Genomic DNA, 23352 nt, shown 5'->3' on the forward strand with positions numbered 1-23352 from the left:
TTCCCGTGTCGCCGTCGGCCCGATGCGGGGTCAGCCTGGAGTGGACCCGAAGGCCGGCATCCGACGGAAGGAACCCCGTGAACAGCACCCCCGAACGAAGCGGCGACGGAGCCACGGACGGCCACGGCCAGGAGGTGCTGGTGTCGCTGAGCCGGTGCGACCTCGCGGACGCGCGCAGCGTCTTCGGTGTGCTCGGCCACGCCTTCGACTCCGACCGCGAGGCGGACGACGAGCCCGAGGCGACGAGCGGCCCCCGCCCCACCGTCTGGGTCACCACGGTCGACGTCACCGAGCCCAGGGCCGCCGCCGAACCCGTGACCCTCACCGCCCCGGTCACCGTGGACGCCCAGGGCGGCTACTGGGCCGTGGACCGGCTGCGCACCCACCTCACCGGCGCGTTCGCCGTCCGCGTGGTCGGTACGGCGGCGGGGGACCAGGAGCAGGAGGTACGGCTGCGCCTGGAGAACCGCTGACGCGCACGGCGCCCCCGATGGACGCCACGTACGCCGAAAAGCCTGTGAACCGGGTCGACAAGGGCCCGAAGCGAAAGGTGCTCGCGCATGGATTCCCTCGCCCTGGAGACGGTCACCGCACCGGAACCGGTCACCGTCGAACGCTCCACCGTGACCCTCCGCATCAACGGGGAGGAGACCGAGCTGACGCTCGACCACCGCACCACGGTCCTGGACCTGTTGCGCGAACGGCTCGGCCTGACCGGCGCCAAGAAGGGCTGCGACCACGGCCAGTGCGGCGCCTGCACCGTCCTCGTCGACGGCCGCCGCACCAACAGCTGCCTGCTGCTCGCCGTCGCCCAGGACGGCGCGGAGATCACCACGGTGGAGGGTCTGGCCGACGGCGACACCCTCCACCCGCTGCAACAGGCCTTCGTGGAACGCGACGCCCTCCAGTGCGGCTACTGCACCCCCGGGCAGCTCTGTTCGGCCGTCGGGATGCTCGCGGAGGCCGCCGACGGCCACCCGTCCCACGCCACCCCTCCGGACGCCCTGACCACGGAACCCGCCACCCTCACCCCGGACGAGATCCGCGAGCGGATGAGCGGCAACCTCTGCCGGTGCGGCGCCTACCCCCGGATCGTCGAAGCCATCGAGGACGTGACACCGTGAAGCCCTTCGGCTACCAGCGACCCACCACCACCGCCGAGGCCGTACGGCTCTGCGCGGAAGGATCGGGAGCCCGCTTCCTGGGCGGCGGCACCAACCTCGTCGACCTCATGAAGCTCGGCGTCGAGGAGCCCGGCCTCCTCATCGACGTCACCAGGCTCCCCCTGGACCGGGTGACCGCCACCCCCGACGGCGGCCTGCGCATCGGCGCCACCGTGCGCAACAGCGACCTCGCCGCCCACCCCGACGTACGCCGCGCCTACCCCGCCCTCGCCCAGGCCCTGCTCGCCGGGGCGTCGGGGCAGCTCCGCAACGCCGCCACCACCGGCGGCAACCTCCTCCAGCGCACCCGCTGCAGCTACTTCCAGGACGTCTCCAAGCCCTGCAACAAGCGGCTCCCGGGCTCCGGCTGCCCCGCCCGCGAGGGCCACCACCGCGACCTCGCGATCCTCGGCCACTCCACCGAGTGCGTGGCCACCAACCCCTCCGACATGGCCGTCGCCCTCGCCGCACTCGACGCGACCGTGCTGCTGCTCGGCCCCGAGGGCGAACGGACCGTCCCCGTCGCCGAGTTCCACCGGCTGCCCGGCGAGAACCCCGACCAGGACACCGTCATCCGGCCCGGCGAACTCATCACCGAGGTGGTGCTCCCGCCGCCCGCCCCCGGCACGGTCTCCCGCTACCGCAAGGCCCGCGACCGGGCCTCGTACGCCTTCGCCCTGGTCTCCGTCGCCGCCACCCTCCAGGTCGACGACGGCCGCGTCGACCGGGCCACGCTCGCCTTCGGCGGAGTCGCCCACCGGCCCTGGCGCGCCCACCGGGCGGAGGCCGAACTGCGCGGCGCCCCCGCCACGCCCGCCGCCTTCCAGCACGCCCTGATCGCCGAACTCGCCGAGGCCCGGCCCCTGCGCGACAACGCCTTCAAGGTGGACCTGGTCCGCCGCGTGGCCCTCGACGTCCTCGGCGAACTCACCAGGCCACAGGGCCCCGAGCCCGGCCCGACCGTCTGACCCACCCCCTTCGCCCCACCGACCGGAGGCCCCACCGCCATGCCCCTCGACCCGCAGCCCACCGGTGCGCCCGTCGTCCGCAGGGAGGCCCGGGACAAGGTCACCGGCGCCGCCCGGTACGCCGCCGAGCACACCCCGCCCGGCACCCTGTACGCCTGGCCGGTCCCCGCCACCATCGCGGCCGGCCGGGTCACCGCCGTACGGGCCGTCGACGCGCTCGCCGTCCCCGGCGTCCACACCGTCCTCACCCACGACAACGCGCCCCGGCTCGCGGAACCCGACGACCCCATCCTCGCCGTCCTCCAGAGCGACCGGGTCCCGCACCACGGCTGGACCGTCGCCCTGGTCGTCGCGGACTCCCCGGAGGCCGCCCGCACGGGCGCCGGCCGGCTGCTGGTCGAGTACGAGAGCACCGAGCACGACGTGATCCTCACCGAGGACCATCCGGGCCTCTACACCCCGGAGGAGGCCAACGGCGGCTTCCCCGCCGTCCGTAAGCGCGGCGACTTCGAGTGGTCCTTCTCCGCCGCCCCCGTCCAGGTCGACGCCACCTACCGCATGGTCCCGCTCCACAACCACCCCATGGAGCCGCACGCCGCCACCGCCTGGTGGGAGGACGGGCACCTCACCGTCCACGACTCCAGCCAGGGCTCCAACGCCGTACGCAAGAGCCTCGCCCAGGTCTTCGGCCTCCACCCCGACCGCATCACCGTCCACTCCGAGCACGTCGGCGGCGGCTTCGGCTCCAAGGGCACCACCCGCCCCCAGCCGGTCCTGGCCGCCATGGCCGCCCGCCACACCGGCCACCCGGTGAAGACGGTCTTCCCGCGTGCCCAGCTCGCGGAGGTCGTCGGCCACCGCGCTCCGACGATCCAGCGGGTGCGCCTCGGCGCCGACCTCGACGGCACCCTGCACGCCGTCTCCCAGGAGATCGTCACCCAGACCTCCACCCTCAAGGAGTTCGTCGAGCAGGCCGCCGTCCCCGCCCGCGTGATGTACGGATCGCCGGACAGCACCACTGTCCACCGGGTGGTGGCCCTGGACGTCCCCAGCCCCTCCTGGATGCGCGCGCCGGGCGAGGCCTCGGGCATGTACGCGCTGGAGTCGGCCATGGACGAACTCGCCTCCGCGGTCGGCATGGACCCGGTCGAGCTGCGGCTGCTCAACGACCCGGCCGCCGAACCCGACAGCGGGCGCCCCTTCAGCAGCCGGGGCCTGGCCGCCTGTCTGCGCGAGGGCGCCGACCGGTTCGGCTGGCAGGGGCGCGACCCCCGCCCCGCCGCCCGCCAGGAGGGCCGCTGGCTCCTCGGTACGGGCGTGGCCTCCGCGACGTACCCCGTCCTCGTCTCCCGGTCCGCCGCACGCGCCCACGCGGCGGCCGACGGAACCTTCCGGATCGAGGTCAACGCCACCGACATCGGTACCGGCGCCCGGACCGTCCTCGCCCAGATCGCCGCCTCGGCGCTCGGCGTGGACGTGGAGAGCGTCGAGGTGGCCATCGGCTCCACCGACCTGCCCACCGCCCCGCTCGCCGGCGGCTCCTCCGGCACCGCCTCCTGGGGGTGGGCGGTCCACAAGGCGGCGTCCGGTCTGGCCGACCGCCTCGCCGGACACCGGGGGCCGCTGCCCGCCGAGGGGCTCACCACCACCGCCGACACCGAGGAGGAGACCGCCGCCGACTCCCCGTACGCCCGACACGCCTTCGGCGCCCACTTCGCCGAGACGGCCGTCGACTCCGTCACCGGCGAGATCCGGGTGCGCCGGCTCCTCGGGGTGTACGCGGCCGGGAAGATCCTCAACGCCCGTACCGCCCGCTCCCAGTTCGTCGGCGGCATGGTCATGGGCCTGGGCATGGCGCTCACCGAGGGGTCCGCCATCGACCCGGTCTTCGGGGACTTCACCGCGAAGGACCTCGCCTCCTACCACGTGCCGGTCAACGCCGACGCGCTCGACATCCAGGCCCACTGGATCGACGAGGACGACCACCACCTCAACCCGATGGGCTCCAAGGGCATCGGGGAGATCGGCATCGTCGGCACGGCCGCCGCCATCGGCAACGCGGTCCGCCATGCCACCGGGGCCCGGATCCGCGAACTGCCCCTGACCCCCGACCGACTGCTGCCGTACCTCCTCTGAACCTCCTCGTGACGAGCCCCGCCGAACGGCCCTCACCAGCGGCGACAGCTCATCTGTTGCGGGGACGGCTCACCCGGGTCACCCTGTTGAGTGACCCAGAAGTGATCAGTGCTCACGCTTCGTGTTCGGGGGTCGTTGGTACGACGGGGTGAAGCAGATGGGCCTCGTGGTGAGGAGCCTCGACGATGACCGTTCCACCCGACCGGCACTACGCGGTCGAACTGCGGGTGTCCGCAGAGCGCGTTTCCCAGGTGCGGCGCATCGTCGCCGCCCACCTGCGTCACTGGAGTCTCGAACTCCAGGTCCGGCCGGTCTGCCGGGCCCTGGACGAACTCCTGACCAATGTCCACCGGCACGTCGGTGACGAGAACACCTGTGTCGTCGAACTCCGCTGGACCGGACGGCACGTCACCGTCTCGGTCGCGGACAACAGCCCCCGGATGCCCCGGCTGCTGGCGGCCGGCGGCGGGCTCAGCCGGGTGATGGCCCTCAGCGACAGCTGGGGCACCTGCCGGACCACGGACGGCAAGGTCGTCTGGTTCACCCGCTACGCCCAGGCGCCGCAGACCGCGGGCCTGCTCCCGTACCCGCCGCTGCCGGGCGTGCGCGAGTCCCGCCGCGCCCCGCTCACGGCGCTCGCGCAGACGCTCGTATAGCCACAGCACCCCACCCGGCCGACGCGGAACGTGCCTCACCGGCACGCATGATCCGCGTCGGCCGGGTACGTGCGGGGGAGAGGCCACGTTGCGCCCGACCACACGACGCGGCACCGTCGAAGTACCGATGCAAGGAGGCCACTGCCATGCCCATCGCGACGGTCAACCCCGCGACCGGCGAACTGATCAGGTCCTACGACGCCCTGGGCGAGGAGGAGACCGAGCGCAGGATCACCGCCGCCCACACCACCTTCCAGCAGTACCGCACCACCCCCTTCGAGCAGCGCGCCGCCTGGCTGAACCGGGCCGCCGACCTGCTGGAGACGGACCGCGACACCATCGCCCGGACGATGACGCTCGAAATGGGCAAGCCGGTCACGGCGGCCCGCGCCGAGGCGGCCAAGTGCGCCAAGGCCATGCGCTGGTACGCGGCCAACGCCGAGCGCCTGCTCGCGGACGAGCACCCCGAACCCGCCGATGTCACGGACTCCGGCGCCTCCCGCGCCCTGGTCCGCTACCGGCCGCTCGGCGTCGTCCTCGCCGTCATGCCGTGGAACTTCCCGCTCTGGCAGGTCGTGCGCTTCGCTGCCCCCGCCCTGATGGCGGGCAACACCGGCCTCCTCAAGCACGCCTCGAACGTCCCGCAGACCGCGCTCTACCTGGAGGACCTGTTCCACCGGGCCGGATTCCCGGCGGGCTGCTTCCGTACGCTGCTGATCGGCTCGGGCGCCGTCGAGGCCGTCCTGCGCGACCCCCGGGTCGCGGCGGCCACCCTCACCGGCAGCGAACCGGCGGGCCGCGCCGTCGCCGCCATTGCCGGGGACGAGATCAAGAAGACCGTGCTGGAGCTGGGCGGCAGCGACCCGTATATCGTGCTGCCCTCGGCCGACGTCGAGAAGGCCGCCGCCACCGCCGTCACCGCCCGCGTCCAGAACAACGGCCAGTCCTGCATCGCCGCCAAGCGGTTCATCGTCCACGCCGACGTGTACGACACGTTCGCCGAGCACTTCACCGCCGGGATGCGGGCCCTCACCGTGGGCGATCCGCTGGAGGAGACCACCGACATCGGGCCGCTCTCCAGCGAACAGGGCCGCACCGACCTGGAGGAACTGGTCGACGACGCCGTGGAGCGCGGCGCCACCGTCCTGTGCGGCGGCGGCCGGCCCGACAAGCTCGACGGCGGCCTGGAGAACGGATGGTTCTACAACCCCACCGTGCTCGCCGGGATCACCCCCGCCATGCGCATCCACCAGGAGGAGACCTTCGGCCCGGTCGCCACTCTCTACCGGGTCGCGGACCTCGACGAAGCCGTCCACCTGGCCAACGACACCCCGTTCGGGCTCAGTTCCAACGTCTGGACCCGGGACGCGGGGGAGCAGGAGCGGTGCGCCCGCGATCTGGAGGCGGGCGGGGTCTTCTTCAACGGAATGACCGCCTCGCACCCGGCCCTGCCCTTCGGCGGGATCAAACGCTCCGGTTACGGGCGGGAGCTGGCCGGGCACGGCATCCGCGAGTTCTGCAACGCGACCACGCTCTGGTACGGCCCCGAGAACTCCTGACCCGGGGTTTCGCGACCTCAAGCCCCGGGCCCCCAGCCCCGGCCTTCCCGGGGCAGCCCCGCCCACCCGTGCGCCGTCACCCGACGAGGAGACCTGCTCCGTGAGCGACCCCCGCGATGCGAGCGACACCCACAACACCACACCCACCCTCTCCGGCGAGGAACTGGCCGCGCTCGACGCGCACTGGCGCGCGGCCAACTACCTCGCCGTCGGCCAGATCTATCTGATGGCCAACCCCCTGCTGACCCGGCCGCTGACCCCCGAGGACATCAAGCCGAGGCTGCTCGGCCACTGGGGCACCTCACCGGGGCTCAACCTCGTCCACACCCACCTCAACCGCATCGTCAAGGACCGGGGCATCGACGCGCTCTGCGTCTGGGGCCCCGGCCACGGTGGCCCGGCCGTCCTCGCCAACGCCTGGCTGGAGGGCAGCTACTCCGAGACGTACCCCGACGTCCCCCGCACCGCCGAGGGCATGGGCGTCCTCTTCAAACAGTTCTCCTTCCCCGGCGGGGTGCCCAGCCATGTCGCCCCGGAGACCCCCGGCTCCATCCACGAGGGCGGCGAACTCGGCTACGCCCTCGCCCACGCCTACGGCGCCGCCTTCGACCACCCGAACCTGCTGGTCACCTGCGTGATCGGGGACGGCGAGGCGGAGACAGGACCGCTCGCCGCCTCCTGGCACGCGAACAAGTTCCTCGACCCGGTCCACGACGGGGCCGTCCTGCCGGTCCTCCACCTCAACGGCTACAAGATCGCCAACCCCACCGTCCTGGCCCGCCTCCCCGAGGACGAACTCGACGCCCTCCTGCGCGGCTACGGCCATGACCCGCTGTACGTCACCGGCGACGACCCGGCCACCGTCCACCGGGCGATGGCCGCCGCCATGGACACCGCCGCCGACCGGATCGCCGCCCACCAGCGCGCGGCCCGCGAGGACGGGGCCACCGAGCGCCCCCGCTGGCCCATGATCGTCCTGCGCACCCCCAAGGGCTGGACCGGCCCCGAGGAGGTCGACGGCCTCCCCGTCGAGAACACCTGGCGCTCCCACCAGGTCCCGCTCCCCGGGGTCCGGGAGAACCCGGCCCATCTGCGGCAGCTGGAGGCCTGGCTGCGCTCCTACCGCCCCGGGGAACTCTTCGACGCCGACGGCCGCCCCACCGCACAGGTCCTCGCCTGCGTCCCCGAGGGCACGGCCCGCCTCGGCTCGACCCCGTACGCCAACGGCGGTCTGCTCCTGCGCGCGCTGCCGATCCCGGCCCTGGAGGACCACGCCGTACGCCTCGACAAGCCGGGCTCGGCCACCCACTCGCCGACGCAGGTGCTCGGCGGACTCCTCGCGGACGTCATGGCCGCGACGGCCGAACGCCGGGACTTCCGGGTGGTCGGCCCCGACGAGACCGCCTCCAACCGGCTCCAGGACCTCTACCGGGCGACCGGCAAGGCCTGGCAGGCGGAGACCCTGCCCACCGACGAACACCTCGCCCGCGACGGCCGGGTGGTGGAGGTGCTCTCCGAACACCTCTGCCAGGGCTGGCTGGAGGGATATCTCCTGACCGGACGGCACGGGCTCTTCTCCAGTTACGAGGCGTTCGCCCACATCGTCGACTCGATGGTCAACCAGCACATCAAATGGCTGCGCACCGCCCGCCGGCTGCCCTGGCGGCGTCCCATCGCCTCGCTCAACTACCTGCTCACCTCGCACGTCTGGCGTCAGGACCACAACGGCTTCTCGCACCAGGACCCCGGCTTCGTCGACCACGTCCTCAACAAGAGCCCCGAGGTCGTCCGGGTCTATCTGCCGCCGGACGCCAACACCCTGCTCTCCGTGGCCGACCACGCCCTGCGCAGCCGGGACTACGTCAACGTGATCGTGGCGGGCAAACAGCCGACCTTCGACTGGCTCACGATGGAGGAGGCCCGCGCCCACTGCGCGCGCGGGGCCGGGGTGTGGGAGTGGGCCGGGACCGAGGACGGCGGCCGCGAGCCGGACGTGGTGCTCGGCTGCGCCGGGGACGTGCCCACCCAGGAGGTGCTGGCCGCCGCCGATCTGCTCCGGCGCCACCTGCCGGAGCTGGCCGTCCGGGTGGTCAACGTCGTCGACATCGCCCGCATGATGCCCAACGAGGAGCACCCGCACGGAATGACGGACGCCGAGTACGACGCCCTGTTCACCCGGGACCGGCCGGTGATCTTCGCGTACCACGGCTACCCGTGGCTGATCCACCGGCTCGCCTACCGCCGGACGGGCCACGCCCACCTGCATGTGCGCGGCTACAAGGAGGAGGGCACCACGACCACACCCTTCGACATGGTGGTCCGCAACGACCTGGACCGCTACCGGCTGGTCATGGACGTCATCGACCGGGTGCCGGGGCTCGGCGTCCGCGCGGTCGCCGTACGCCAGGCGATGGCCGACACCCGCACCCGCCACCACGCCTGGATCCGCGAGCACGGCGTCGATCTGCCGGAGGTCGCGGAGTGGAGCTGGGGCGGGTGAGGGCCGCGGGGCAGGCCGGGTGATCATGGGTGGTGTCCGACCGCCCCGCCCGACCCGCCTCGTTGGAGAGAGCCTTCATGAAGCTGCGCTGCGCCGTGATCGAGGACTTCCAGTCCGCCGCCACCACCGTCGCCGACTGGTCGCCCGTCACCGCCGACGTGGACGTCGTCACCTTCACCGGACACCTGGGCTCGGTGGACGAAGTGGCCGCCGCCCTCGCGGAGTTCGACATCGTCGTCACCCTGCGCGAGCGGGTCCCGTTCCCGGCGGAGGCTTTCGCGCGGCTGCCCCGGCTCCGGCTGCTGATCGCCTCCGGCATGCGCAACTCCGTGATCGACTTCGCCGCCGCCGAGCGCCACGGCGTCACCGTCTGCGGAACGGCCAGCTCCTCCACCCCGCCGGTCGAACTCACCTGGGCCCTGCTCCTCGGCCTCGCCCGCTCGATCGTCCCCGAGGCGAACGGCCTGCGCGGGAACGGCCCCTGGCAGTCCACCCTCGGCGCCGACCTGCACGGCCGGACGCTCGGACTGCTCGGCCTGGGCAAGATCGGCGGCCGGGTCGCGGAGGTGGGCCGGGCCTTCGGCATGGAGGTCGTCGCCTGGAGCCAGAACCTCACCGAGGAACGTACGCGGGAGGTCGGGACCGCGCTCGCCGGGTCCAAGGAAGAGCTGCTGGAGAGCGCCGACTTCGTCTCCGTACATCTGGCGCTGAGCGAGCGCACCCGGGGCCTGATCGGCGCCGCCGAACTCGCCCGGATGCGCCCCACCGCCTATCTGGTCAACACCTCGCGGGCCGCCATCGTCGACCAGGACGCCCTGCTCGCGGCCCTGCGTGCCGGGACCATCGCCGGGGCCGGGATCGACGTGTTCGACGTCGAACCGCTCCCGTCCGGCCACCCGATGCGCACTGCCCCGCGCCTGCTGGCGACCCCGCACCTGGGGTACGTCTCCCGCGCCAACTACGCGACGTACTACGGGCAGGCGGTCGAGAACATCCGGGCGTTCCTCGACGGGGAGCCGGTGCGGCGGATCGGCTGAGGCCGCCCCCGTACGGTCGCGTACGGAGGCGGCCTCGGCCGGTCGGCGGTCGTCAGAACCGCAGCGCCGCCGCGATCCGGCCGTGCCCGGCCAGGGAGTCGTCCTCGACGAACACCACGTCGGCCCCGCCGTCCAGGGCCGCTTCGATCAGCTCGTCCACGATGTCCTCGCGGATCTCCGGGTCCTCCGCCGCCGTGGTGCCCTCGGGAACCGGCTCCAGGTGCCCGTCGGTCACCCGGACGGTGGTCTGGAAGTGCTCCTCCACCGCGATCAGCCCCACCCGGCCCTCCCGGACGGCCGCCCACACCTCGTCGAGCCCGCCGGCGAACGTGTGGGCGCTGCGCGCGTTGTCGAGGCGCCGCCCGACGTCGGCGGTGGCCTGCCGGGCGCCCTCCTCCAGCGCGGGCCGCAGCTCCTTGAGGACCTCGGCCGGGGGCAGGTCGGCCGGTGCGCCCTTGGCGACACGGCCGACGGCCGCCTTCGCGCTCTCGCCGACGTCGTCCAGGAGCGAGAGGGCGGGCGGCAGCCCCATCACGTACAGCGGACGCGGGTCGGCGGCCAGCAGGGCGCGCAGCTTCTCGTCGACCGTACGGAAGAAGTTCCGGGTGTCCTCGTCGGTGAAGGTGCTCGGGGTGCCCCCGGTCCGCTCCTCGCGCTGCGGGTTGGGCGGCTCCTTCGGCGCGGTGAGGGGGAAGCCGCCGGTCTCCCGCACCTCGATGCCCCCGTCCGTGCCGTTCCACAGGGTGGCGTGGTCGGCGGCGACGGTGAGCGCCCAGTACGGACGGGCCTGGGCCTTCGCGGCGACGAGGTTGCGGGTGAGGTAGGAGTCGCTGAGCACCACCCGTTCGGGCGCGGTGCGCGGCAGCTGCCAGACCTGGTGCTCGTCGGCCGTGGCCAGCACGACCAGCGAGTCCAGGGCCCGGCGCGGGTCCACCTCGTCGACGGCCCGGTCCAGCTCGGCCCTGATGGCGGCGGCCGTCTCCCGGCTCACCCGCGGATCGGCGTCCAGGCGGTGGCCCGCCTCCGCCACCAGGTTGCGCAGCCGCACGGGGTCCTGGGCGTTGTCGGGGGCCGTGCGGTGGGTCGGCATCGTCAGGGACAGGGCCGGATAGGGCCGGGTCGCCCGCAGCTCCCGCAACACTCCGGCGGTCAGGGCGTCCGTGTCCATCGTTCCCTCCCGGGGCTCGAACCCGCTCCCGTATGAAGCGGATGCTTCGACGAGTCAATTCATACCTTTTGATCCTAGTATGGGCGAGTTGGTGATCATCGGCCGTCGAGGTGCGCGCGATGTCCACGCTCGCGGCCTCCGCGTTCCCCTCCGCCCGCTTCTCATCCCTCGATTGGACGGATCGTCCGTGACAGCGAACCTCCACCGCCGCAGGGCCCGGCTCCTGGTGCCCGCCGCGGCCGGCGCCCTGCTGACCGCCTCCGCCGTGGCCTGCGACTCCGACACCAGCGGCGAGGGCACCTCCCAAAGCGTGCGGACGCTCACGCCGGAACACTCCGAGCACGCGGAGTCGGCGTCGTCGTCCGAGTCCCCGCACGCCGAACCGGAGGGGTCGCCCTCCGCGGGGGAGAGCCCGCGCACCCAGCGGAGCTTCGCAGCCTCCGTCTCCGCCGAGACCGAACGCCTCCGGCAGGAGGCCGCCGCGAAGCTCGGAGGCGTCCAGGGCCGGGGCAACGCGGTCGCCGACGTCTCGGTGAACGGGCTGCCCGTCGCCGCGTCGGAGGAGGTCCGCAGCGCCCTCGTCCGGATCACCAACCCCACGGACGCGCCCGCCTTCTACGCCGTGAAGGTGGAGTTCGTCGACGCGGAGGACAAGGTCCTCGACACGGTGTTCGTCGGCGTGGAGGACGCCCCGCCGGACCGGACGGTCACCGCCCAGGCCAACAGCCGCAAGGCCGCCGGGGTGAAGACCTTTCCCCGGGTCGCCCAGGCCGAGCGCGGCTGAGGAAGGAGACGCAGATGAGTGCTTCCGACGCGGTGACCGACTCGCTCAACAGGATGCGCGCCGAATTCCGGGACCTCCCCGGCGGCCGGCCCGCCGACTACATCCCGCAGCTGGGGCTCGCCGACCCCGACGCCTTCGGGCTGGCCCTGGTCAGCATGGACGGCCACTGCTACAGCGCGGGCGAGGCCGACGTGCCCTTCACCATCCAGTCGGTCTCCAAACCGTTCATCTACGCCCTCGCCCTCTCCCTCCTCGGCCTGGACGAGGTGAGCCGGTGGGTGGGCGCCGAGCCGAGCGGCGACGCCTTCAACGCGATCAGCCTCGAACCGGGCACCGGCCGCCCCGCCAACGCGATGGTCAACGCCGGGGCCATCGTCACCACCGCCCTGATCCCCGACGCCCCCGACGAACCCGCCTTCGAGCGCATCCTGCACTGCCTCGGCCGCTTCGCCGGGCGTGAACTGGATGTGGACGAGGAGGTGTTCACCTCCGAGGCGACGACCGGTGACCGCAACCGGGCGCTCGCCTACCTGATCCGCGCCACCGGCACCATGCCCGTCGACCCGGTGCTCGCGGTGGACCGGTACTTCCGCCAGTGCGCGGTGCGCGTCACCGCCCTCGACCTCGCCACGATGGCCGCGACCCTCGCGTACGGCGGATTCAACCCCGTCACGCGGGAGCAGGTCGTCTCGGCGGAGGTCACCTCCCGGGTGCTCGCCGTGATGGCCACCTGCGGGATGTACGACGGTTCGGGGGAGTGGCTGCTGCGGATCGGGCTGCCCGCCAAGAGCGGGGTCTCCGGCGGCCTGATCGCGGTCGGCCCGGCCCGCTTCGGCCTCGCCACCTACAGCCCGCCGCTGGACACCGCGGGCAATTCGGTACGCGGCCAGGCGGCGCTGCGCGCGCTCTCGGAGCGGTACGGGCTCCATCTGATGCTCAACCCCGCGCTGCCCGGCTCCACCGTCAGCCTGGTCACCACCGCCGACGACCTGCCGTCCGCGCCCTCGGCCGATCACGAGCGGGTCCTGCACGAGCAGGTCGGCGTGGTCGCCGCGCAGGGGTCCATCGACTTCACGGCCGCCGAGCGGGTGCTGTACGCCCTGGACGAGTCGGGGCCGGACGAGGAGAGCCCGGTCGTGCTCGACCTCCACGACGTCACCTCGGCCGACTCCGTCGGCCTGGGGATGCTGCACACGGGGCTGGGCCGGCTCTCCGCCGACGGCCGGCGCGTCGCGATCGTCGACCCGCGCGACCTGCTGGGCCCGCCGGACGTCGTCCGGGAGGGCATCGGCCAGGACCTGCCGCGCTACGCGACCCGGGAGGCCGCGGTGGAGGGCAGCGCGAAGGCCCTGGCCGGGGAGGGGTGACCCGGGGCCGGGAGGCCGGGACTACCAGATGGCGTCGACCCATTCGGGGTGGTCGATGAACGGGTTCCGGTTGTGCTGGAACCGCTCGAATATGACGTCGTTACGGCGCTTCTCGAAGGCGTCCGGCGGGTCCTCCTGGCTCCACCGCTTCAGCACGGACAGCCTGCCCATCTTCGGGGCCGAGCCGTTGTTCACCTGCTCGTTCGGTTCGAGGTCGGCGAAGGAGTCGTTGCCCTCGTACCGGACCGCCATGTAGAGGATCATGCGGGCGACGTCGCCCTTGACCGCGTCACGCGGTTCGAAGGAGTCGCCGTCGGTGTAGTTGCCGGGGGCCTCGCCCAGTTCGCCGCCGCCCTCGTCGAAGTCCTTGTTGCCGCGGGCGGAGTTGACCGACACGTCCTCGGGGCGCAGATGGTGGATGTCGGTGCCCGGGCCCGTGGCCGTGCCGAAGTCGCCGTGCGACTTGGCCCAGACGTGCTCGCGGTTCCACTGGTCGGCGTTGCCGCCGTTGTCGTTCTTGGACTGGGAGCGCCCGGTGTAGAGCAGGATCACGTTGGAGGAGTCGGCCGGGTCCTCGTCGGTGGCCTTGAGCGCGTCCCAGACCTGGCTGTAGGAGAGCTTGGTCTGGTCGCTGATGATCGTGTGCAGGGCGGCCTTGAGCTCGGAACCGGTCTTGCCCAGGGCGTCCTGGTAGTACGTGTCGTCGAGCGCGGCGGCGAGGGTGGCGGGACGGTCGGGCGGGGTGTCGGCGGGCGCAGCGGCGGCGGTGCCCGCGAGTACGGCTACGGCCGCTGCGGTGGCCAGGAGCGGACGCGCGTAGAACGGATGGCGACGGGACATGTGGGGTGTCCTCTCGGAACGCGGGCGCCACGGCGCTCGCCCTGGGTGGGGGCGCTCGTCGGGGTGCCGTGCGATGGGTGGTACCCGGGAGAGTCGCACACGGACCGTGGCCCGCGTGTGAACGCTGTGTACCTATCATGTGCAGGTCAAGATTGGGCCCGGTCGGCCCCGGGAGCAGGCCCGCTCCGGGGGGGGGCAGGCGCTGTCCGGCGGGTGCGGCTAGCCGGCGGCCCAGTCGCGCAGGGCCTGGACCGAGCCGAAGTCGGCGACGTTCCTGTCCAGGGGGTCGTCGGTGTACTGGTGGATCCGCCAGGACGCCTCGATCCGGGGCTTCCCGGCGGAGACGTAGTCGGCGATCCAGAGCCCGTCGCCCGCGTAGCCGCTGGTGTCATGGGTGCGCCAGAAGGTCCGGTTGCAGTAGAGGAGGACCCGGTGACCGGGCCGCTCCCGCTTCACCGCGCGCAGGAAACGGTCCTTCTCCGCGCTGCTCGCGCGCGTTCCGCCGCCGGTCTGCTCCCAGTCGACGGCGAGCAGGTCGCCCTCCTTCTCCGGGGTCCTGCCGAGGAAGTACGCCACCTGGTCCTCGATGTCCCCCGGCCAGAGGAAGTGGTAGAAGCCGACGACGCACTCGGCGTCCCGGGCCCGTTTCACCTGGGCGTCGAGACGCGGATTGACGTAGCTGCGGCCCTCGGTGGACTTGATGAAGACGAAGTCGAGGCCGTCCGTGTCGTAGGAGGGCTGGTAGGCGCTGACGTCGACGCCGTGGAGCATGGGCACCGCCTCGAGAGATGAGAAACGACGTTCCGGTTCTGCCCACTCCTCGTCCGGCCCAATGACGGATTCACTCTCCCGGGTGGCACACCGGGCCCGGGCCCCTCGGATGCGGCCCGGCCCGTACGGCGCGAGAATTGCGGCACAAGGACGAGGAGGAGGCGGCATGAGCGAAGACCCCGAATCCGTATCCGCGCCCGCGCCCCAGGCGTCGGGCATCACCCCGGACCGGCTCCTGCACACGGGCGGGAGCGACCGGCCGAGCGCGGAGGACCTGGTGCTCGCCTCCGGGCGGGACGTGACGCCCGAGACCCTGGAGTGGGCGCGGCGCAAGCTGGCCGACGAGGGGCGCTCCGCCCTCGACAGACAGCTGCCCTGACGGAGCGCACCGCCCCGCGCAGGGACCACCGGGACGGACAGATCCGCCGGGAGACCGGAAGGACAGGCCCGCCGGGACTCCGGAGCGGCCCCGGCGGACAGGGCCGTCGGGTCGCGTTAGGACCGCCGTCGGGTCGCGCTACGACCGAGGGGCCGGGGAGCGTGTGGGGCGCCCCCGGCCTCTCGGTTAGCCTGAGCGGCATATGAACCGTTTGACGACCTCACAGGGCACTTTCGAGCTGGCCCGCTTCCCCGAGCACCCGAGCGATCCCTTCCGGGCCTGGGACGCATCCGACGAATACCTGCTCCGGCAGCTGACGGACGCCGAGACGGGGCCCGTCGACCTCTCGGGCACGGTCGCCGTCGTGGGGGACCGGTGGGGTGTCCTGGCCACCGCGCTCGCCGCCCACCGGCCCGTCCAGATCAGCGACTCCTACCTGGCCCGGCGCGCCACCCTCGCCAACCTCGAGCGCAACGGCCTGGACGCCGACGCCGTGACGCTGCTGTCCTCGCGCGACACCCCGCCGGAGCGGGTCGACGTCCTGCTCGTACGGGTGCCGAAGTCCCTGGCGTTCCTGGAGGACCAGCTCCACCGGATCGCCCCCGCCGTCCACGCGGGCACCGTGATCATCGGCACCGGCATGGTCAAGGAGATCCACACCTCCACCCTCAAGCTCTTCGAGCGGATCATCGGGCCGACCCGCACCTCCCTGGCGGTACGGAAGGCGCGGCTCATCTTCACCACCCCCGACCCGGACCCGGCGCCGGAGCGCACGCCGAACCCGTGGCCGTACCGCTACGAACTCCCCACCGGCATCGGCCCCGCCTCCGGCCGCACGGTCGTCAACCACGCCGGGATCTTCTGCGCCGACCGGCTGGACATCGGCACCCGCTTCTTCCTGAAGCACCTGCCCACCAGGACCGGGCCGGTCCGGATCGCCGACCTGGGCTGCGGCAACGGCGTCCTCGGCCTCTCCGCCGCGCTCGCGAACCCCGACGCGCACCTCACCTTCGTGGACGAGTCGTACGGGGCCGTCGCCTCCGCCGAGGAGACCTTCCGCCTGGGCGCGCCGGACGGGGCGAAGGCGGACTTCCTGGTGGGCGACGGACTCGCGGACCTGGCGCCCGGCTCCATGGACCTGGTGCTCAACAACCCGCCGTTCCACTCCCACCTGGCGACCACCGACGCCACCGCCCGCACCATGTTCGTCGGCGCGCGGACGGCGCTGCGGCAGGGCGGCGAACTCTGGGTGGTGGGCAACCGGCACCTCTCGTACCACACGCATCTGCGCCGGATCTTCGGCAACTGCACCACGGTGGCGGGGGACCCGAAGTTCGTGGTCCTGCGCGCGGTGAAGCGCTGACGGCACATCCCCGTCGCCCCGGCCCTTCCGGATTCTTGCAACACGTTCTACTGTGTGCGCCGCCGCACACGGGCGACGCAGACGCGAGACTCTGGAGGGGTCGTGCACCTCGCATACACGCCTGAACAAGAGCAGTTGCGCACCGAACTCCGTACGTACTTCGCCGCCCTGGTCCCCGACAACGCCTACGCCCGCTATGCGGAACCCGCCGCCCAGAAGCGCTTCTACCGCGAGACGATCCGCAGGCTCGGCACGGATGGCCGGCTGGGGGCGGGCTGGCCTGAGGAGTACGGCGGCCAGGGGCTCACCCCGATGGAACAGTTCATCTTCTTCGACGAGGCGGCCCAGGCGGGCGTCCCGCTGCCGCTGATGGCCCTGAACACCGTCGGCCCCACGATCATGCGGTACGGCACCGAGGAGCAGAAGGCGTACTTCCTGCCGAAGATCCTCGCCGGTGAGATCGACTTCGCGATCGGCTACAGCGAACCGGACGCCGGCACCGACCTCGCCGCCCTCAGGACCCGCGCGGTCCGCGACGGGGACACGTACGTCGTCAACGGCCAGAAGATCTGGACCACCAACGGCGACACCGCCGACTGGGTCTGGCTCGCCGTCCGCACCGACCCCGACGCCCCGCCGCACAAGGGCATCACCATGCTCCTGGTCCCCACGAGCGACCCCGGCTACTCCTGCACCCTCATCAACACGCTCGCCTCGCACGACACCACGGCCAGCTACTACGAGAACGTACGCGTCCCCGTCTCCCACCGGGTGGGCGAGGAGAACCAGGGCTGGCGGCTCATCACCAACCAGCTCAACCACGAACGCGTCACCCTCGCCGCCCACGGCACCATGGCGGTCCGTGCCCTGCACAACGTCCAACGCTGGGCAGCGGAGACGGAGTCGGCCGACGGCCGCCGCGTCATCGACCTCCCCTGGGTCCGCGCCCTCCTCGCCCGCACCCACACCCGCCTCGACGCCATGAAACTGCTCAACTGGCAGATGGTCGCCGCCCTCCAGGACGGGACCCTCACCCCGCAGGACGCCTCGGCCGTCAAGGTCTACGGCTCCGAGGCCCGCCGCGACGCCTACGCCTGGCTCATGGAGATCACCGGCTCCGCGGGCCCCCTGAAGGAGGGCTCCACCGGCGCGGTCCTCCACGGCGAACTGGAACGCGGCTACCGGTCGGCGGTCATCTTCACCTTCGGCGGCGGCAACAACGAGATCCAGCGCGAGATCATCTCCTGGATCGGACTGGGGATGCCACGCGTGCGGCGGTGAACGGACGGCAGGACGCCGCATCACGGCGGCAGCACGCAGCGCACAGCATGGATCACGCATTCCACGCTGGCCGAAACATACAAGTGACGTGTTTCACAGTGGAACAAACGTGTGAACACGCAACGGCCTGCGAGACATACTGAGTGTCATGACACCGAGGGCACATCCGTGGACGCCTGCTGTTCGCTCCTGCGCGCAGGCCCCGACTCGTGCCCTGACCGCGGCACCCCGGTGAGCCGCGCCCCTTTCGGCTCGATCCGCCCTTGCGCCCGTACCCACCACGGCTGGTCCCACGACCTGGCCGAGATGCCGGTGAGCGTGCCGAAGCGGTCCGACCGTCCCGAACCGTCCGGTGGAGTGGCAGGAGGGAATCCGTCATGAGCCTTCACGCGCTCGCCCGCATGTACGCCGACGGCAAGGTGTCGACGGCGGGGGTACTGGCCGAACTCTCCCGGCGTGCGGACACTCCGCTCTCCGAGGGGCAGCGCGGCCTGTGGGCGCTGGCCAAGCTGGAGCCGGAGACGTACGCGTACAACGTTCCCGTGTGTCTTTCGGCCGCGGACGTCGACACCGAGGCGCTTCAGGCCGCGTTCCGCGACACGCTCTCCCGGCATCCGCTGCTCTCGGCCACGGTGCGCGAGACCGATGACGGGCCGCTTCTGTCCCACGGGGATGCGGACGGTTTCGTCATCGAGGATGTGGACATCTCCGATGTGCCGTCCGACCAGGTGCCGGACCTTCTGAAGGAAAGGGCGAGGCGGCCGTTCGACCTGGCCGGTGGCCCTTGGCCAGGCTGGCCGTGCTGCGGTGCTCCGCTTCGGAGGCGTACGTCCTGCTGGTCGTCCACCACCTCGTGATCGACGGGGTGTCGGCGCGTCTCGTCATCGACACACTGTTCCGTTCCTACCGGGCGCGGGTCGAGGGGCGGGACGTCCCGATCGAGGTGGGCGCCGCCTCGTTCGGTGAGTTCGTCGCGTGGGAGCGGGACGCGCTCACCGGTGAACGCGCCGTGGAGGACCGGGAGTTCTGGGTGAGGGAACTCGCCGGCGCGGACGTCCTCACCGGGTTACCCTCCCAGGTGGCCCTGGAGCCGGACGCGCCTCATGTGGGCGAGGTGCACACCAGCCGGCTGTCGGAGGAGCGGGCCGCCGCCGTCGCGGCCTTCACCGCCGCCCACGGGATCAGCCCGGGGATCTTCTTCCTGGCGGCCTTCCTGACGCTGCTGCACCGGTACACCGGCAGCGAGGACCTCGTCATCGGGATGCCGGTGGCCGGGCGCCCGACGGAACAGTTCGACCCGATCGTCGGCCACTTCGTCAACACGCTGCCCGTCCGGAGCAGACCGGACGCCTCCGAGGAGTTCACCTCGTTCGCCCGGCGCGTACAGTCCACGGTGCTCGACGTGCTGGAGCACGGGGCCTACCCGTTCCACCGGATCGTGACCGATCTCGGCGCCCGGGGAGTGAACCCGCGGTCACCCCTCTACCAGATCGTGTACAACTACCAGGATTCCGCTCTCTCCGGTTACCTGGGCGAGCGGGCCCGCGCCACCGGCGAGACGGACTTCGACCTCGTCGACGGGCTGTACCAACTGGGCGAGTACGACCTCACGGTGGACGTGGCTCCCGGTGACGGGTTCCTGGTGAACTGGAAGTACCACCCCGACGCCTTCCCGGCCGACGCCGTCGCGGGCATGGCACGACACTTCGCCACCCTGGTGGACAGCATCCTCGACGCGGACGGGCAGTCGCCGATCGGCGGGCTGAACCTGCTCGACGACGAGGAACGGCGTCTCGTCATCGAGGAATTCAACCGCACCGAGGCCGACCTTCCCGCGCACCGGACGTGCTGGGATCTCTTCACGGAGCAGGCGGAGGCTAACCCGGAGGCCCCGGCGGTCACCTGCGGGCAGCGGACTCTCACCTATCGCGAACTCGCGGACCGCAGCTCGGCGCTGGCGGAGACGCTGAGGCGTCAGGGCGTCGGCCCCGGGGACGTCGTAGGGGTCTGCTACGAACGGTCGGCGGACCTGGTCGTGGCCCTTCTCGCCGTCATGGGGCTCGGCGCGGTGTACCTGCCCCTGGACAGCCGGACGCCGGCCGAACGCCTTTCCTACATGGTCGACGACAGCGGTGCGCACCTCGTCATCTGCCATGAGGCGGTGCTGGACAGGCTGGCCGCCGTGGGGACGCCGCAGACGAGGCTGTACGTGACGGACCGCCAGGGTCACCAGGCCGCCCAGGCACCGGCAGCGGCGGGGGAGACGACCGGCGCTGCGCCGGACCCGCGAGCCGCGACACCGCGGGCCGCCTACATCATCTACACCTCGGGCAGCACGGGGAAGCCCAAGGGCGTCGTCGTTCCGCACACGGCGCTGACCAACTTCCTGCTGGCCATGGCCCACACGCTGGAAGTGACGTCCGACGACCGGCTGCTGGCCGTCACCACGCACAGCTTCGACATCGCCGCCCTGGAGCTGTACCTTCCGCTGATCACCGGCGGGCAGGTCTGCGTCGCTGACGCGGCGACGGCCGCAGACGCCACCTTGCTGGCCGAGAAGGTCGCGGACTGGCGGCCCACCATCATGCAGGCCACCCCGGCGACCTGGGCCATGCTGGTGCGCGTCGGATGGCAGAACACCGAGGGCGTCAAGGTGCTGTGCGGCGGCGAGGCGTTGCCGGACGGCCTGAAGGACCAACTCGTGGCGCGCGGCGAGGCATGGAACCTGTACGGGCCCACGGAGACGACCATCTGGTCGGCGGCCAAGCGGCTGCGCCGCGAGGAGCCGGTGACCATCGGCAGCCCCATCGCCAACACCCAGCTGTACGTCCTCGACCGGAACCTCAACCCCCTGCCGGTCGGCGTGACCGGCGAGCTGCACATCGCGGGCGACGGGGTCGCCCTGGGCTACCACCGGAGGCCGGAGCTGACGGCCGAGCGCTTCCTGGACAACCCGTTCGCGCCCGGACGGCTGTACCGGACCGGCGACCGCGCGCGCCGGCTGCCGAACGGCGAGATCGTCGTCCTGGGCCGGATGGACAACCAGCTCAAACTGCGCGGCCACCGCGTCGAACCCGGTGAGATCGAGGCGGTGCTCGACGCCCGCCCGGAGATCGCCCGAAGCATCGTCCTGCTCGAGCATGCCGGTCTCTCCGACAGGCTCACGGCCTACTACACGGGGAACGGGGACGCGCCGGTCGACGCCGCGCTGCTGCGCGCGGAACTCGCCAAGACCCTTCCCGCCTACATGCTGCCTGCCGCGTTCGTGGCCCTGGACGCCTTTCCGCTCACGCCGCACGGCAAGGTCGACCGGGCGAAGCTGGCGGAGGCCGCGCGGACGGAGCCGCCCCCGGCCGCTGGCAGCCCGGCCGCCGACAGCCAGACTGCCGACAGTCCGGTGGCCGCGCCCGACGTCGAGCGGACCGTGCGCGGGATCTTCGAAGAGGTGCTCGGCTCGCGTGACATCGACCGTGCCGCGGGCTTCTTCGACATCGGCGGAGACTCGTTCGCGGCCATCGAAGCGGTGGAGCGGATCAACCGTGAGTTCGGCTGCTCGCTGCGGCCCACCAGCATGTTCGCGCACCCGTCCGTCGCGGCGATGGCCCGGCACCTGACGGGGCTGCTGCCTGCCGGGCAGGTACCGGGTGGGCAGGCACCGCACGGGCAGGCACGTGCTGGACAGGCAGCCGCTGGGGCGCAGGGATCTGCGGCGCAGCCGGTCGAGCCCGAGCGGCACCCTGATCCGCGCCGTACCACTCCGGCGGCCGACGACGCCTCGCTCGGTGATGCGATCGCGGTGATCGGCATCTCCTGCCGGTTCCCGGGAGCCCTGGACCACCGTGCCTTCTGGTCCGCGCTCGTGGACGGACGCAGCGGCGCCACGTCCTGGTCGGTGGAGGAGCTGCGCGCGCTCGGAGTGCCCGAGGAGCTGATCACCCGACCCGGATACGTACCGCAGCGGTCGGTCGTGGAGGGCAGGGCGGAGTTCGACGCGGCGTTCTTCGACATCTCGCCCCGCGACGCCGAGTTCATGGACCCCCAGGCGCGCCTGCTGCTGCAGCACGCGTGGCAGGCATTGGAGGACGCCGGTTACCGCCCGGAGGACGTTCCCCAGACCAGCGTCACCACCTCCACCAGCTCGAACTTCTACCAGGCCCTGCTCCCGGCCCTGATGGCGAACGCCTCGGGCCCGCGGGTCCTGGCCGGCTCCGAGACGTACGCGGCGTGGCTGTTCGCGCAAGGCGGCACCGTGCCCACGATGATCTCCACGAAGCTGGGTCTGCGCGGCCCCAGCATGGCGGTGAGCACCAACTGCTCCTCGGCGCTGAGCGCGGTGCACGTCGCCTGTCAGGGACTTCTGGCCGGTGACGTGGACCAGGCGCTCGTCGGCGCGGCCAGCCTGTTCTCCGCGGGGGAACTGGGATACGTGCACCAGCCGGGCCTGAACTTCTCGAGCGACGGGCGCAGCCGCGCGTTCGCCGACGGCGCCGACGGCATGTCCGGCGGTGAGGGTGTCGGCGTGGTCGTCCTCAAGCGCGCCGGTGAGGCGATCGCCGCAGGCGACCACATCTACTGCCTGATCCGCGGCATCGCGGTGAACAACGACGGCGGCGACAAAGCGGGGTTCTACGCGCCCGGTGTACGCGGCCAGGCCGAGGTGATCCGCAAGGCGCTGGACAAGGCGGGCACGGACCCGTCGACCATCAGCTACGTCGAAGCGCACGGTACGGGCACGAGGCTGGGCGATCCCATCGAGGTGGCGGCGCTGACCGAGGCGTACCGCCAGTACACGGCCCGCAGCCAGTACTGCGCCATCGGCTCGGTCAAGAGCAACATCGGTCACCTGGACGCTGCCGCGGGGATCGCGGGCCTCATCAAGGTGGCCCTGGCCCTGCAGCACGGCGAGGTTCCCCGGACCCTGCACTGCGACGTGCCGAGTCCGGAAATCGACTGGGACGATTCGCCGTTCTTCGTGGCCGACCGGAATCTGCCGCTGGACGGCGACGGACCCGCGCGGGCGGGACTCAGCTCCTTCGGGATCGGCGGCACCAACGCGCACGCGGTGCTGGAACAGGCGCCGACCGGTGTGCAGGCCGCCGCCGGACGCCCCGGCCCCCAGGCGGTGGTCCTCTCGGCCCGCGACGGGGAGCGGCTCGGCGTCCTCGCGCGACAGCTGCTGGAGTTTTTGCCGGGATACCGGGACGCGCACGGCGACCTGGCGTCGCTCGCGTACACGCTGCAGGTCGGACGGCGGGCGATGGCCGAACGCGTGGTCTTCGTCGCGAACGACGTCGACGGGCTGATCGCATCGCTTCAGGACTACGTCGAGCGCGGGGCGCGCGGAACGGTGTTCGAAGGGACGGCCCGACGGCCGGAGGAC

General features: G+C 72.2%; 16 protein-coding genes and 1 pseudogene. 14 read left to right on the plus strand and 3 right to left on the minus strand.

Annotated elements, in window-relative coordinates:
• Positions 1-77 precede the first annotated feature (77 nt).
• From DJ476_RS33140 to DJ476_RS33175, 8 genes are all read left to right on the plus strand, one after another.
• Complete coding sequence (locus DJ476_RS33140) at positions 78-473, plus strand: hypothetical protein (protein WP_103416991.1); 396 nt, start codon at positions 78-80, stop codon at positions 471-473.
• 87 nt (positions 474-560) lie between these two features.
• Complete coding sequence (locus DJ476_RS33145) at positions 561-1124, plus strand: 2Fe-2S iron-sulfur cluster-binding protein (RefSeq protein WP_112492243.1); 564 nt, start codon at positions 561-563, stop codon at positions 1122-1124.
• Complete coding sequence (locus DJ476_RS33150; protein WP_112492244.1) at positions 1121-2131, plus strand: FAD binding domain-containing protein; 1011 nt, start codon at positions 1121-1123, stop codon at positions 2129-2131. Before DJ476_RS33145 ends, DJ476_RS33150 begins: the two co-directional genes overlap by 4 nt.
• 39 nt (positions 2132-2170) lie before the next feature.
• Complete coding sequence (locus tag DJ476_RS33155) at positions 2171-4267, plus strand: xanthine dehydrogenase family protein molybdopterin-binding subunit (RefSeq protein WP_112492245.1); 2097 nt, start codon at positions 2171-2173, stop codon at positions 4265-4267.
• Positions 4268-4452: 185 nt separating this feature from the next.
• Positions 4453-4923 (plus strand): ATP-binding protein, encoded by a 471-nt coding sequence (locus tag DJ476_RS33160; RefSeq protein ID WP_103416995.1) that lies wholly within the window; start codon positions 4453-4455, stop codon positions 4921-4923.
• 146 nt (positions 4924-5069) lie between these two features.
• A complete protein-coding gene (locus DJ476_RS33165) occupies positions 5070-6482 on the plus strand; it encodes an NADP-dependent succinic semialdehyde dehydrogenase (protein WP_103416996.1) in 1413 nt (470 codons plus the stop codon).
• A gap of 100 nt (positions 6483-6582) precedes the next feature.
• Entirely contained in the window at positions 6583-8982 is a 2400-nt protein-coding gene (locus DJ476_RS33170; protein ID WP_112492246.1) for a phosphoketolase family protein, read from the plus strand.
• A 77-nt stretch (positions 8983-9059) separates the two neighbouring features.
• Positions 9060-10019, plus strand: coding sequence for a D-2-hydroxyacid dehydrogenase family protein (locus DJ476_RS33175; protein WP_103416998.1), 960 nt, complete (start codon positions 9060-9062; stop codon positions 10017-10019).
• Between the two features lie 52 nt (positions 10020-10071).
• On the opposite strand, the gene DJ476_RS33180 is transcribed toward DJ476_RS33175, so the two are convergent.
• Positions 10072-11187 (minus strand): baeRF3 domain-containing protein, encoded by a 1116-nt coding sequence (locus tag DJ476_RS33180; RefSeq protein ID WP_112492247.1) that lies wholly within the window; start codon positions 11185-11187, stop codon positions 10072-10074.
• A gap of 187 nt (positions 11188-11374) precedes the next feature.
• Between DJ476_RS33180 and DJ476_RS33185 the strand changes: the two genes are divergently transcribed.
• Positions 11375-11971, plus strand: a complete 597-nt coding sequence (locus DJ476_RS33185) for a hypothetical protein (RefSeq protein WP_112492248.1) — start codon at positions 11375-11377, stop codon at positions 11969-11971.
• 14 nt (positions 11972-11985) lie between these two features.
• Positions 11986-13338: a glutaminase A gene (gene glsA, locus DJ476_RS33190; RefSeq protein ID WP_112492249.1), complete on the plus strand. Its 1353-nt coding sequence runs from the start codon at positions 11986-11988 to the stop codon at positions 13336-13338.
• Positions 13339-13359: 21 nt separating this feature from the next.
• Here the strand turns inward: glsA and DJ476_RS33195 are convergent, their stop codons facing one another.
• Entirely contained in the window at positions 13360-14178 is an 819-nt protein-coding gene (locus DJ476_RS33195) for an endonuclease I family protein (protein ID WP_112492250.1), read from the minus strand.
• A 219-nt stretch (positions 14179-14397) separates the two neighbouring features.
• A complete protein-coding gene (locus tag DJ476_RS33200) occupies positions 14398-14949 on the minus strand; it encodes a GH25 family lysozyme (RefSeq protein ID WP_112492251.1) in 552 nt (183 codons plus the stop codon).
• Positions 14950-15115: 166 nt separating this feature from the next.
• On the opposite strand from DJ476_RS33200, the gene DJ476_RS33205 reads away from it, so the two are divergent.
• From DJ476_RS33205 to DJ476_RS36190, 4 genes and pseudogenes are all read left to right on the plus strand, one after another.
• Positions 15116-15328: a hypothetical protein gene (locus DJ476_RS33205; protein WP_019765974.1), complete on the plus strand. Its 213-nt coding sequence runs from the start codon at positions 15116-15118 to the stop codon at positions 15326-15328.
• Between the two features lie 202 nt (positions 15329-15530).
• Positions 15531-16691, plus strand: a complete 1161-nt coding sequence (locus DJ476_RS33210) for a methyltransferase (RefSeq protein ID WP_103417003.1) — start codon at positions 15531-15533, stop codon at positions 16689-16691.
• 102 nt (positions 16692-16793) lie between these two features.
• Complete coding sequence (locus DJ476_RS33215; RefSeq protein ID WP_093751414.1) at positions 16794-17972, plus strand: acyl-CoA dehydrogenase family protein; 1179 nt, start codon at positions 16794-16796, stop codon at positions 17970-17972.
• A gap of 401 nt (positions 17973-18373) precedes the next feature.
• Positions 18374-23241, plus strand: a pseudogene (locus tag DJ476_RS36190) (amino acid adenylation domain-containing protein); the annotation flags it as partial.
• Between the last annotated feature and the right edge of the window lie 111 nt (positions 23242-23352).

It is taken from the genome of Streptomyces bacillaris (genome assembly GCF_003268675.1).
In the GTDB taxonomy this organism is placed as follows: domain Bacteria; phylum Actinomycetota; class Actinomycetes; order Streptomycetales; family Streptomycetaceae; genus Streptomyces; species Streptomyces bacillaris.